The sequence below is a fragment of the Pedobacter nanyangensis genome (assembly GCF_003313505.1).
Classification (GTDB): Bacteria; Bacteroidota; Bacteroidia; order Sphingobacteriales; family Sphingobacteriaceae; genus Pedobacter; species Pedobacter nanyangensis.
The window spans coordinates 167161-180511 of the sequence record NZ_QMHO01000002.1 but is presented as its reverse complement, the minus strand read 5'-3'; the positions used below and the strand labels follow the sequence as shown (position 1 = coordinate 180511).

Genomic DNA, 13351 nt, shown 5'->3' with positions numbered 1-13351 from the left:
AATTCGTAAAATTTAAAATTGCAACCACCTGTGTCCGACAGCCTAGTCATTATCCCCACTTATAACGAAAAAGAGAATATCGAAAAGATTATTCGCAAGGTTTTCTCTTTGCCCTATCAATTTGAAATCCTCATTATTGATGATGGTTCTCCTGATGGCACTGCACAAATTGTAAAGGCTTTGCAGGGAGAATTTCCAATGCTTCATATCGAAGAGCGCAAGGGAAAATTGGGCTTGGGCACGGCCTACATCCATGGTTTTAAATGGGCTTTGGAAAGGAATTACGAGTACATTTTCGAGATGGACGCCGATTTCTCCCACAACCCTGATGACTTGGTGAGGTTACGTGAAGCTTGCGTAAACGGCGCCGATTTAGCCATTGGCTCCAGATATGTGAAAGGCGTAAATGTGGTGAACTGGCCAATGGGCAGGGTATTGATGTCATACTTCGCTTCGATGTACGTACGTATCATTACCGGGATCAAGATACAGGATGCAACGGCAGGATTTAAATGCTACCGAAGAAGGGTTTTGGAAACCATTCCGATGGAGAAAATTAAATTTGTAGGTTATGCTTTTCAAATTGAGATGAAATTTACGGCCATTAAATACGGCTTTAATGTAGTGGAAGTGCCCATTATTTTCACCGACAGAACCGAAGGAACTTCGAAAATGAGTACCCGTATTTTCCGCGAAGCCTTTTTAGGGGTGATCCAGATGAAGGTAAATAGCTGGTTCAGAAATTATAATCGATAGCTGGTTCTTTGGTTAATTAGTTTTTTGGTTGGTTGGGCATTATTAACAACAGCTTTTTTAGCTTTCCATTTGTGAGCTAAATATTCCTTACCCAATATCTCCTTCTCATCGGCTTTGTTAGAAAAGCAATTAATCCAGCGATATAAAATAGAAACGGAAAAGCAGGGATATAACGCTGAAAAGTGTATCCAGTATGGTAGCCTTTTTCATCAAGATAAAGAAGGTCGCTTAGCGGTTGCGTAAAGTCATAATCGTTTAAATTAGATGTAATTGGCAATTCGAAGAAATAATAACGTAAGCCATAAAGAAAAAGGCATATTCCATACATCCAAGAAGCCTTTGAATGATAAATCGCTACCAAAATGAAAGATAAAGGCCATAGGATTTCATGTTCCCGGAAACGATTATCCAAAGAAAGATTAACGTAGATCCTTATCGTTAACATAGACAGGAAAAGTAAGACCACTCCAATTTTTAATCCTTGAATTGCGCTATTGGTTTTATGCATTTTACTTCTCCCTCTTATTACTTTTCGGCATTACAATATTTGATTGTTTAGGCATTGTTACATTTGCTAATTATCCAATTATCTCATTATCACCTCGTCAAATCACTTCTCTCTCCTATTACTCCTTAGCATCAACCCAAAATCCTGCTTTTTGGCCATGGCATCCACAATCATCACCAAGCGTTTAGTTCTGGTTGCTTCTGTTTTGGCGGTATTTAACCAATTGATAAAATAGTTTTGATGTGCTTTGGTGTACGAAAGAAAATTTTCCAATAAACCATCTTCTTGAGCTAAACAAACTTCCAAATCTTCGGGCATTTCAATCTTAAAATCGACATCGTGCTCTAATGAAAGCGACACAGGGTGCCCTGCTTCTTTTCGCAGTTGTCTTCGGATTTTTCCATCTAAAGGCAAAATAAAGTCGCCGCCACCCATTGGGATGATACTTTTTCCACTAATTTGCAGATGATCTATCTGGCCACGAACCCGCATCGCCCTTCGGTCATTGGGCTTAATCTGTTGTGCAATTTCCTCTGGAATAAAAACATAGCTCCAGCCAGTTTTTTCGCCATTAGTGTCAAATTTTTCTATTTCTGCCTTGAAATTTACCATCATCTAAAGTAAAAACTAAAAATACAGATTTGAAAATGATGTTGCCCAAAATTTGATTTATCCATCTGAGTTATTTTTAAAATTAGCTGATTTGGCATAATCCTGTCATTATTCAACTAAAATTCGCCTTTGGATATAAATAAGCCTACTTTTAATACACATGCAAAACAATCTATATCATATCAATTTTGAAAATTGCCTAAAGCAACAATTGGGCATCAGTTTTCGCATGCATCATATTTTCCTTTCTATTTTTCACCGCTTAGGAAATGTCATGTTAAAAAGTTCCAAAGACTTTATACATTAATCCCTGGCTCCACAGCGAAACAGGGACAAATCCGGAAAAAGGAAATCATTTACACTTAATTTAAACATGTTATGCGCTTACTAAAAGCTGCTTTCATGCTTATTATTATGGTTGATGCCTTGATCATTTTATTAGCACTTATTTTTTTACACCCATTACTGATTCTAATTTTTATTGCAGTTAGTGCTGTGTTAAAAGGCCTATATAATCAATTTAATAAGCGAAAGCTATACAAAACCCGTCCGTTGGGAAAAAACCAACTTTTTATTAATCATTAATTTCTTTCATCATGAATATTGAAATCACCAATACTCCTATTATATTAACCACAGGCATTTACGACTTACTCAAAGAGCAAATCAAAAAACACACCTTTAATAAAAGTAATGCTGAAAAGCTTGCTGTGGAGTTAAAAAATGCCAAACAAGTACTTCGCAAAGAACTTCCTGAAAATGTAGTTGCCATTAATACTTTGGTAAAACTAAAGAATTTGAGAACTGGCGAGGAAGTAGAACAGAAATTTGTATCGCCACAGAAAGCCCGTAAAAAGCATTTTACAACATCTATTCTTTCGCCCATTGGCATAGCCACGCTAGGTTACGCTACAGGTGCAATTGTACAATGGGAATTTCCTGAGGGAACGGAAATGCTCCAGATTTTGGAAGTGAGTAAAATATAGGCTATTGAATATTTTCATTTGGTTAGCAGTTTTTAACTTAAACCTCACAAAAAAAGCCTGCCAAAAATGGCAGGCTTAGTTAAAGAGCACTTCAGATAAATTAATATTTATTTTTTGATGATTTTATGGGTGTTTACCATTGCATTACCTATTAATCTGATAAAATACATTCCCGTTGGATAGTCGCTTAAATTAAGCTTAATTGACGTTTCACTGGGTTTAATTGGCAGTTTTTGCAGTCTTTTTCCATTCATGTCTATCACCTCAAGGTGTTGGTAACTATTGAGCGGAAGCGTAACTGTCAACACATCAGAGGTTGGATTTGGGTAAGCAATGACTTGGGCTCCATCTACAGAAAAATTTAAATCTCTGATGCCCAAATCGTGTTGATCCCCATGATCATCAATTTGATAAAGCTGATAGTAGTTTACCCCAATCATTGGCTTATAGTCGATATATTGATAAACGTTCACCTTGTTGCTGTTCCCGTTCCCTTTAACCTCTCCAATTTTCATAAATGAACCTCCATTGGTAGCTCGATAAATATGATAAGCTGCATTGTTGCGTTCTGTAGCAGTTTTCCATTCCAACAAAGCGCCATTAGCGGTAGCCTTAGCATTAAAGCTGATCAAATTGACGGGTAGCGGATTTTCAGTAATCTGAATTTGCTGTGTATTTACTGCTGCCTCATAATTGACATTCGCATTTTGATTAGCTGTAATGGTTACTGATCCCATGGCCATAACTTTCAACTTCCATTGCCCGTTTAAGTCCTGATAAACACTGGCGATATTTGGATTGCTACTGGTGAATGTAACTGGCAAACCTGCAGATGAAGTGGCTTGCAAAGCGTAATCGGCATCGCCTACCTTTAACGCTGGAATGGTTGCAAAATTAATGGTTGGGGTAGCTTTTGAAATTTGAAGCGCAAGACGCTGTGATACGGCCAAATAGTTATCCGTTTCTGGAATACGCACTTCCAGTTCAGTATTTCCCACTTTAATAGCTTTGATCCAGGGGATGTTCGAAAAATCAATGTAAGGATCCAAATAGTCGTCTAACAAATCAAATTGAATATTTTGAAAGTCGATATCCGAATTGGTTTCTAAGGTAAAGAGACGTGTATCGCCATATTTTGCATTCACCACATCGCTTGCAGTATAAGCGGTTCCATCTATTTTAAGCACTAAATTTGCTTGCGCTTTGGCTACGGTTAACGTAAAACTTACACTTGCTCCTTTATCGTAGTCTGTTTCGGCCTGAGTGGCCGTGATGGTAATGGCTCCTGCCGCATGAATGGTTACATTATTACCTGAAATAGAGGCAATATCGTTATTGCTACTGCTGTAAGTAAATGTCCCGCTACTGGTTGAAACTGGTGTATTAATTTGAAAATCAAGATCTCCATACGTTTTTTGAAGATGCGCATAACCGGTTATTTGGGGCGTACGCTTATCTACATCCACCCTAAAAACCAAACTATCGGCTTTAAAAGCCTCTGTAGCGGCTTGCACGGCCATCACAAATGCAAAACCGGGCTTTTTTATGCTTACCGTATTGCCGCTTAGGCCAACCACTTCCTGATCATTAATTATTTTAAAGGTAAAGGAACCTGAACTGGAGCTAACAGGATTCACCAGTTGGAAATCTTGGTCTCCATAAGTTTTACGAACTAATGGATAAGATTGGTAAATTGGCTTTACGCCCTCAAACTCGTATGCGCCTAAATCTGGCTTTGGTCCCAAAACCCTTTGATTACCGATTAAATCTGTTTTCAATGAAGCAGGAACAATACTCAACTCCCCCTTGCCTTGTGCGGGGCTACCGTTTGCAATGCGATAATCGCCGGTAGTTTCCGAAATGAAGGTTGGATTTAAATTATAAATCTTATCGGTTTCATCCTCGCTACCATATCCGCCGGAAATGATATTATCTCTTACTACAAAATTTGCGCTGTTCTCATTGATAATCTGTCCATTTGGTCTATTGTTCCAAACAATACTATTTCGTAAAAATCCAGCAGGAGAGTTTTGATTATAAATCGCTGCCCCATTACCTACACCTGCCACCACGTTATTGGCAAACGTACAATGAAGAATATCTGAAGAACTATTTGCGGTATTTAAAATAGCACCACCATAATTTGCCCAGTTCTTATAAAATAAACTATTGGTAATTTTTACATGGCTGTTAGCGGTATTAAAAACACCTGCGCCATCATACTCCGCATAATTATTGGTAAAGATGCAGTTCTGTATCTCGGCCAAACTGTTGTAGTTATAAATAGCAGGCCCTTTTTTGTTATCAATCAAACCACTAAAGCCAGTGCCGTTTGAACATCCGGAAACAAAGGTAAAACCATCTACCAAAGTTTGGGCATCAACGTCTTTCAGCTGAAGGATATGGTAACTATTATCATCATATCTGAAGTAATTTTCTTGATCATTTTGATTTAGGTCGCCAGATAACTTGGTTATATTGGCCGCTAAGTTTCTTTCGGTTGGAGCGTTTTCAGTACCAGCAAATCCACCAATCAATTTAACCCCTGAAGGAAGTGCAAAAAAGGAAGTCCTATTTCCAGATAATGATGGTACATAGGTTCCCTTAGCTACCCAAATTTGCTTCACTTGGTTATCAGTTTGGGCATGATTAATTGCTAAGCTTAAGTCATTTATTGCCGTTGCCCAGTTATCGCCAGACATGCCTGCTTCTATCTTGCTTTTATCTACAAACAAAATTCCTTGGGGGCTTGGATGAAATGGTGGCTTGATGACTACATAATAGTCTTTTATTTGCCCACCTCTGATTACGCAACTATTGGCTGGGGCATTTGGTTGGTCGGCTATCACACGAAGCCTCAGGGGTGTATCAAATGCCACTCCCGACTGGTTGATTGAAAAATTAATGGAATGCAATGATATGTCGTCAGTTCCAAATCCCCGTCTAGAAGAATAAATCAGTTCGTTCGCATCAAAAATGCCATTGTTATTTACATCGATAAAAACGGTCACTTTATCCAGCATAAAAGCTTCTACCGCTAAATTATAGGTCTTTTGGTAGTTAAGATAAGTTCCTAAATCATTTGCATAGTTGATGTAAGCATTTGAAGAAGTGGCGTTATTAATTGCTGAGTAATGTGATAATGTATTCAATTTCACACTCACGATGCCCTTATTTAGCGATAAATTAGGGTCAGTAAGTGTAGGATTACAAGATGCTGGGGTAACGTTGTTTATGGTTCCGCTAATTTGTATGGCCATTTCGGTCGTTGTCTCTTGCGGAGCGGAAGATTTAACTCGCAATTTATAGTGAACACCATCGGGCAATTGATAAGGCAAATGAAAGTTAATTTCGCCTGAAGAACGGGTAGTATACATCCAGCCTATTTCACGTTCATTGGCAAAATTACCCTCAGCATCTGACAAGTAAACCTTGATTTCGTTATTGCTGTCGAAAATTTGATTGGATTGATAAGCAATGGTATATGCCTTGCCTCTTTCGTAATTTGTTGCTACCGAATTTTGGTCGATAGCTAAAGTGTTTCCGATCAGTTTAATCGCCCAATAATCAATCCCCGATTTATAAGCAGCTTTGTCACCTCCAGACGAATCGCTATATCCCGCTACCAATATTTCCTGATTTTCCAATTCAACGACGGCATTTGCATAATCAGTCCCATAAGAGCCCAAAGTTTTATCCCAAATCTTGTTCCCATTAAAATCTATCTTCACAATCCATATATCATCGGCTCTCCAACCTTTTTCACTCTTATCACCACTGATGCCCACGCTGTTTAAATTGCCGGCCAGTAAAAAACCGCCATTGGCAGCACTTATTTTCATCAATTGACTTAAAGTATTCGTAAAAGGGCCATAGGACTTATCCCATTGTTGGCTTCCATCGGCGGCAATCTTTACGATCCAATAATCAAAACTATTCTTTTTCAATGCGGTCCTATCGCCACTCACGCCTGATGAACTGTAACCCGCTAGCACATAGCCTCCATCTGGTGCTTGCAATAAGTCGGAAAAGGCATCAAACCCCGTACCTCCGAAACACTTGTCCCACTGTTTGTTTCCCTGTGAATCGGTTTTAACCATCCAGTAATCGGCGGCACCTCTTGAAGCTTCTGTTCTGTCGCCACCTAGATTTCCTTGGCTAGTACAGCCTACTAAAAATCCGCCATCGGCTGTGCTAATGACTACTGGCATTTCTTCTACATTTGTAGAACCAAAGGTTTTATCCCAAATGACATTTCCATCGGCATCTGTCCTGACAAGCCAAATGTCGTCGGCACCTCTGGATGGCTCCGTTTTTTGATTGCCAATACCTGCCGAAGAACTTGCTGCAAAGATCAATTGTCCATCATTTGTGATTGCTACACTATTAAATCTAGTTTGAGTTTGTGAGATATCAGGGCCACCACCATTAAAAGTTTTATCCCATATTAGATTACCGTTGGCGTCCAATTTAAAAGCCCAGGCATCCTCCAATCCCATTTTAGTGGAATTTTTATTACCAGAAATGGGTGAGCTACTCCAGCCTGCAAATACAAAACCGCCATCGGGCGTTGCCTTAACGTCTACGATATAGTCATCATCGGCGCCGCCAATACTTTTGTCCCAAAGTTTCTCTCCCGAAGCGTTAAGTTTAACAATCCAAGCATCAACTTTGCCATTGCTCTGCGCCGTTTTATCCATATGAATTGGGCTGTTGCTAGTGCCCACTAAAAGAAAACCGCCATCAGCAGTTGGAATGGCATCAAACAAACGCTCGGTATTTATGGCTCCATAAGTTTTTTCCCATAAAATAGCTGGCCTACCTTGCGCAAATGCGGTACCGATGTTGGCTAGCCAGATTAAAAATAAAAAATGAATTTTAAAGTAATTGTAGAAATGCCTCATACACCAGTTTTTCAGCAAAACTACCTAGTTAAGGATAGTCGATATGCTCAAAAAACACTCATATATGTGCAGTGGTCAGGATTGCTTTTTCAATGTTTTTACATCAGCAGGTAGTATTTTATAGGCTTTTTTAAATGCTCTACCAAAATTTGCAGAACTTTTAAAGTTTAATTCGGCGGCTACATGTTTCACTTGCGCACCGTTTTGTAATTGCTCAAAAGCGTAACGCATTTGTATCTCTCTAAAATATTCAAAAGCTGAATGGCCCATTTGTCTTACAAAATGCCTTCTCATAGAGGCAATACTCATATTTCCCGTATAGGCCAGCGCAGCAAGTCCTGGGAAGCCATTTTTGAAATGTTGATTGAGATGGGCCTTTATTTTTTCAATCCCATCAAACTCCTGGCTTACTGGTGGGGCATTCAGTACCGAATTTGGATCAGCTACTATGCTAAAAAAATCGGCAATGAGCGTAAGAGAAAGCTTGCGAACAACCAATGGATATACTGGCGATCGTTGAGCTTGTGTAAGTAAACTGTCCAATTCATCGAAGGTATCTTTATAGAAACTATCACTGAAGTAGGCTAAACCTTCCATTTTTTTATCGATCACTTTTAGGAAATCAGCCTCTGGATCCACCCCTGAAAAATCAATGCCTTTGCCCAGCCATTCTTTAGTGAAGCAAAAAATAAAGGCCCTTACACCAGCACCTTGCTCAAAAAGCGTTTTATAATCAAATTCGTTATTGTAAAAGCTACAGATACGTGGCAACGACATGGCTTTGGCTTGCAAAGGGTCATTGTCTTTTGCCGGTACTTTGTTTACCCCACCTCTAATTAATTGATAGGATAAACAATAATATTCAATGCTTCTATCCCCAAACAGTTCAATTTCTGTATTCTCTTGTGCGGTCATATCCACCACAAACAAATAACAGCCTTCCTCTATCTTTTCATATTGGAAAGTAGTTTTCAATTGGGGGCTATCGGCTATTAAAACTTGCCTTTTATCATCGTGCAAAACCGTTGGGATAGTACTTGCTGCTGCAATGAATTTTTCGGGATAGGTCATTTGCCACGAAGAAAGAGAAGTAGCCATATTTTTATTTGAATTGTCGGTGGTATAAATTTATTAAAACTCTCCCTCTACTCCTAATCCAAACAACGCAAAATCGTATTTCACAGGGTCATTTGCATCAAATTTCTTTAGTTGCCCAGTCAGTTCAACCCCTGTTAACCAATCGGTTTGCTTGCGTTCAATTAAGCCAAAATATCTTGCTACTCGGTCTACATGTACATCACACGGGCATATCAAATCTGCGGAACGCAAGGTATTCCAAATGCCAAAATCAACCCCACAATTGTCTTTCCTTACCATCCAACGCAAAAACATATTCAAGCGCTTACAGGTTGATTTTTGCATTGGTGAAGACACATGCTTAATCGTTCTACGAGGGAAATCTGGCAAGCTAAAGAAATAAGAGCGAAAATGATTTAAGGCTTTCTCTATGGTAAAATCGGCGATGACCAAATCGGAAGTATAACAGGTAGAAGAAGTCAATTCGTACCCCGAAGCAATTTCCTCAACACTCAAATAATCTGTTCTATAAATTAAAGATTGGGGAATAAAAGCCGTTTCCAAGGAGTTAGACTGCTGGTAGTGCTGCTGAAAGAAAGCCACAAAATAAAGTAAATCGGTATCGTTAAAGGTACGGTGCTTAAAACCAAGCAGACTTTTCAAATCTTCATCAGAATGATGGAGCATGAATTGATAAGGGGCATTATCCATTCGGGCCAACAATTCATTACACTTGTTGATGATGGTTTTGCGTTGCCCCCAAGCTAAAATTGCCGCAAAAAAAGCGGCAATTTCAATATCTTGTTTTAAGGTGTATTGGTGCGGAATACTGATTGGATCGTTCTCAATGAAATTTGGTTGGTTATACTGTGCTACTTTAGCATCGAGAAAATCTTTAAGATTGTGAAATTCCATCATCTAATTGGCTAATTAGCAAATAAGCTAATTTGATAAAGCTTGTTCCAAATCAGCCAATAAATCATCAATATCTTCAACACCTACGCTGAAACGTAATAAATTATCGGTTACTCCTACTTTCTCACGTTCTTCTTTTGGAATTGAACCGTGGGTCATACTTACTGGATGGTTCACCAAACTTTCTACGCCCCCTAACGATTCCGCTAATGAAAACACTTTAAAACGTGAAGCAATGCGGAAAGTTTCTTGCAAGTCGGCATCTTTTAAGGTTACCGAAACCATGCCACCGAAACCACGCATTTGTTTTTTGGCGATATCGTGATTAGGATGTTCTTCGAAACCTGGCCAGTAAATTTTATCAATTTTAGGATGGTTTTTCAAGAAATGGGCTACTTTCTCTCCGTTTTCACAATGTGCTTTCATACGTAAGTGCAAGGTTTTAATCCCTCTTAATACCAAGAAAGCATCCTGAGGTCCTGGCGTAGCACCACAAGCATTGTAAATGAAGAACAAATCTTTGTAGAGCTGCTCGTTGTTGGTTAACAAGGCACCCATTACCACATCAGAGTGGCCGCCAATGTATTTGGTTACCGAATGCATGACCACATCGGCACCCAAATCAATTGGGTTTTGCAAATAAGGCGAAGCAAAAGTATTGTCAACGGTTAAAAGGATGTTGTGCGCTTTGGTAATTTTAGCCACCCCTTCAATATCAATGATACGCATGGTTGGGTTGGTGGGCGTTTCTATCCAAACCAATTTGGTTTTATCATTAATGTATGGGGTCATATTTTCTGGTTTCGATAAATCCAAGAAATGGAACTTAATGCCATAGTTTTGATAAACCTTGGTAAAAATACGATAAGAGCCACCGTACAAATCGTTACCGGTAATCACTTCGTCGCCAGGTTTCAATAATCTTAACAAGGTATCGGTAGCGCCCATTCCGCTGCTAAAGGCTAAACCAAACTTACAGTTTTCCAATGCTGCCAAACAATCTTCAAGCGCCTTACGGGTTGGGTTGGTACCCCTGGAGTACTCGTATCCCTTGTGCTCTCCCGGTGATGCCTGCCAATAAGTTGAAGTTTGATAAATGGGGGTCATTACCGCACCAGTAGTTGGGTCAGGATGCTGACCAGCGTGTATAGCTTTGGTTGCAAATTTCATTTCGGTATTTTTTATAACACACAGATACATAGCTAGTCACAAAGCCTATGTTTCTATGTAGTTCAGTTTAATTATAAATTATTATTTTGTTGTACTTCAGATTTAAACAAATATCCCAAGCGTTTTCCTGTTGGATAACCACTTGCTGCTAAAGTTGTTTGCTTTTGGTGCAGGGTAATATCTTTAACGGTAGCATAAGGCGGTAACTGCAAATCAGTTTCTATACAATCCAGTATTGCCAACTCCAAAATGTGCGTTAAAACCTCCTCGGTAATCTCATACTCGCTAAAAGCTTCGTATAAAAATCCCAACTGGCCTTCGCCTTCTACAATAAAATGCTTTTCCTTATTGATCAGGATACGAGCAACCAGCGTACCTTCATCAGCCAATCGATTGTATTTAATCGAATCGGCCAAAAAGTTATGGATGTAGATAACTCCACAATAACTTAAGCTTGGGTTGTCTTTGACGTAACTGGTAGAATAAATCCGGTGCCCTTCTTCGAAATTAAAAACGTTACTATGCATGGATAACAACAGCATATCACCAGAGAACTTGAGTTCTGCCTCAAACTGATGGGCATCCTTATAGTTTACTTCTACCGAAGGATCTTTAAGGGTATAATCCTGGTGTAGTCTGGAGGCCAATTTAGAAAGTGCCTTTTTAGCCACGGCAAAAACATCAACCGTATTTCTGTAAATAGCCTGTTTTAAAGACGCTTTGTTCTCTAGCTTTTCAAGAATCAGCTGGTAATTGTTAGTTTCCATTGTGGATTTTTGGTTGTGATGTATTTCTGTCATCGAGGTACGAAAAAATCTCGAAAAACAAATCTAATGCTTTAAGATTGCTTCGTACCTCGCAACGACGAATCGCGTGCTAATAAGCCTTCGCAAACAATACGCGTTGTTTAGATGGTTTTCCTGTTAAGATACAAACGCCATCTTCCAACTTATTGTTTAAAGGAATACATCTGATGGTTGCTTTAGTTTCCTCTTTAATGCGTTTCTCGGTTTCGGCGGTACCATCCCAATGGGCCGCGATAAAGCCTGTTTTCGTTTCTAACAGTGCTTTAAATTCTTCGTATGAATTTGCTTCGGTAATATGCTCGTCCCTAAATTTCAATGCTTTGTCGAAGATATTTTGTTGGATTTGCGCCAACATTTGAAAAACATACTCGGCCAGGCCTTCTTGCGGTACTGTGAATTTTTCTTTGGTATCTCTGCGGGCAAGCTCAACGGTACCATTTTCCATGTCTCTAGCACCAATTGCCAAACGAATAGGCACACCTTTCAGTTCGTATTCAGCAAACTTAAATCCAGGTCGTTGGCTATCTCTATCATCATATTTCACCGAAATACCGAAGCCTTTCAACCTTGGAAGCAGTTCATCTACAAATGAGGATATTTTTTGAAGTTCTTCATCGCCTTTATAGATTGGTACAATAACCACTTGAATTGGTGCCAATTTTGGCGGAAGTACCAAACCGCTGTCATCACTGTGCGCCATGATTAAGGCACCCATTAAACGGGTTGAAACGCCCCATGAACTTGCCCAAACGTAATCTTGCTTACCTTCTTTATTGGTAAATTTCACATCAAATGCCTTGGCAAAATTTTGGCCCAAAAAGTGCGAAGTTCCTGCTTGTAAAGCCTTTCCGTCCTGCATCAAAGCTTCGATACAGTAAGTATCCAGAGCACCGGCAAAGCGTTCTGTTTCTGTTTTCCTGCCTTTTACTACGGGCACAGCCATCCAATTTTCAGCAAAATCGGCATATACATCCAACATTTTCTCCGTTTCTTCAATCGCTTCTTCGGAAGTAGCGTGTGCGGTGTGTCCCTCTTGCCACAAAAACTCGGTGGTACGCAAAAACAAACGGGTTCTCATTTCCCAACGCACCACATTGGCCCATTGGTTAATCAACAAAGGCAAATCACGGTACGATTGGATCCAGCCTTTATAGGTATTCCAGATAATGGTTTCCGAAGTTGGGCGAACAATCAGTTCCTCTTCCAGTTTCGCTTCTTCATCAACAATGATGTTACCCTGACCATCGTTTTTTAAACGGTAATGTGTCACAACGGCACATTCGGTAGCAAAGCCATCTACGTGGGCAGCTTCTTTAGAAAAATAAGACTTGGGGATGAACAAGGGAAAATAAGCATTGGTGTGACCTGTTTCTTTAAATTTGTGGTCTAAAACTGCCTGCATTTTCTCCCAGATAGAGTAACCGTATGGCTTAATTACCATACAGCCTTTTACTGACGAATGTTCTGCCAGATCAGCCTTTATAACAATTTCGTTATACCACTGGGAATAATCTTCACTTTTACTCGTAATACCTTTGCTCATAACTTATTTGGAACGTTTTTTGTGTTAAATATCTTGTATTGATGGCTACAAAGCTATAAATTTATAGTCACAAT

At 39.4% G+C, this 13351-nt stretch carries 9 protein-coding genes; 2 read left to right on the top strand and 7 right to left on the bottom strand.

Translation table 11 applies throughout. From position 1 onward, the window contains the following. The first annotated feature begins 30 nt into the window (after positions 1 to 30). On the top strand, positions 31 to 756 hold the full coding sequence (locus tag DUT71_RS03885) for a polyprenol monophosphomannose synthase (protein ID WP_113661609.1): 726 nt from the start codon (positions 31 to 33) through the stop codon (positions 754 to 756). 610 nt (positions 757 to 1366) lie between these two features. Here the strand turns inward: DUT71_RS03885 and DUT71_RS03875 are convergent. Continuing rightward, complete coding sequence (locus tag DUT71_RS03875) at positions 1367 to 1879, bottom strand: YdeI/OmpD-associated family protein (protein ID WP_240186845.1); 513 nt, start codon at positions 1877 to 1879, stop codon at positions 1367 to 1369. 593 nt (positions 1880 to 2472) lie between these two features. On the opposite strand from DUT71_RS03875, the gene DUT71_RS03865 reads away from it, so the two are divergent. After that, positions 2473 to 2862, top strand: a complete 390-nt coding sequence (locus tag DUT71_RS03865; protein ID WP_113661223.1) for a GreA/GreB family elongation factor — start codon at positions 2473 to 2475, stop codon at positions 2860 to 2862. A 107-nt stretch (positions 2863 to 2969) separates the two neighbouring features. Here the strand turns inward: DUT71_RS03865 and DUT71_RS03860 are convergent, their stop codons facing one another. The 6 genes from DUT71_RS03860 to proS form a co-directional block, all read right to left on the bottom strand. Next, positions 2970 to 7766, bottom strand: a complete 4797-nt coding sequence (locus tag DUT71_RS03860) for a T9SS type A sorting domain-containing protein (RefSeq protein ID WP_113661222.1) — start codon at positions 7764 to 7766, stop codon at positions 2970 to 2972. A 75-nt stretch (positions 7767 to 7841) separates the two neighbouring features. Beyond that, positions 7842 to 8864, bottom strand: coding sequence for a helix-turn-helix domain-containing protein (locus tag DUT71_RS03855; RefSeq protein WP_113661221.1), 1023 nt, complete (start codon positions 8862 to 8864; stop codon positions 7842 to 7844). A gap of 33 nt (positions 8865 to 8897) precedes the next feature. Beyond that, the gene (locus tag DUT71_RS03850; protein WP_113661220.1) at positions 8898 to 9758 is read right to left on the bottom strand and encodes a TIGR02757 family protein; all 861 of its coding nucleotides are present in this window, start codon (positions 9756 to 9758) and stop codon (positions 8898 to 8900) included. Positions 9759 to 9785: 27 nt separating this feature from the next. Next, complete coding sequence (locus DUT71_RS03845) at positions 9786 to 10928, bottom strand: cystathionine gamma-synthase (protein WP_113661607.1); 1143 nt, start codon at positions 10926 to 10928, stop codon at positions 9786 to 9788. Positions 10929 to 10999: 71 nt separating this feature from the next. Beyond that, positions 11000 to 11695, bottom strand: a complete 696-nt coding sequence (locus DUT71_RS03840; RefSeq protein ID WP_113661606.1) for a hypothetical protein — start codon at positions 11693 to 11695, stop codon at positions 11000 to 11002. Positions 11696 to 11804: 109 nt separating this feature from the next. Continuing rightward, a complete protein-coding gene (gene proS / locus DUT71_RS03835; RefSeq protein ID WP_113661219.1) occupies positions 11805 to 13277 on the bottom strand; it encodes a proline--tRNA ligase in 1473 nt (490 codons plus the stop codon). Between the last annotated feature and the right edge of the window lie 74 nt (positions 13278 to 13351).

What these genes read in the sequence shown, in the direction of transcription:
- DUT71_RS03875 (WP_240186845.1), bottom strand. Translation starts at nt 1,879, where the DNA reads ATGATGGTAAATTTCAAGGCAGAAATAGAAAAATTTGACACTAATGGC.
- DUT71_RS03865 (WP_113661223.1), top strand. Translation starts at nt 2,473, where the DNA reads ATGAATATTGAAATCACCAATACTCCTATTATATTAACCACAGGCATT.
- DUT71_RS03860 (WP_113661222.1), bottom strand. Translation starts at nt 7,766, where the DNA reads ATGAGGCATTTCTACAATTACTTTAAAATTCATTTTTTATTTTTAATC.
- DUT71_RS03855 (WP_113661221.1), bottom strand. Translation starts at nt 8,864, where the DNA reads ATGGCTACTTCTCTTTCTTCGTGGCAAATGACCTATCCCGAAAAATTC.
- DUT71_RS03850 (WP_113661220.1), bottom strand. Translation starts at nt 9,758, where the DNA reads ATGGAATTTCACAATCTTAAAGATTTTCTCGATGCTAAAGTAGCACAG.
- DUT71_RS03845 (WP_113661607.1), bottom strand. Translation starts at nt 10,928, where the DNA reads ATGAAATTTGCAACCAAAGCTATACACGCTGGTCAGCATCCTGACCCA.
- DUT71_RS03840 (WP_113661606.1), bottom strand. Translation starts at nt 11,695, where the DNA reads ATGGAAACTAACAATTACCAGCTGATTCTTGAAAAGCTAGAGAACAAA.
- proS (WP_113661219.1), bottom strand. Translation starts at nt 13,277, where the DNA reads ATGAGCAAAGGTATTACGAGTAAAAGTGAAGATTATTCCCAGTGGTAT.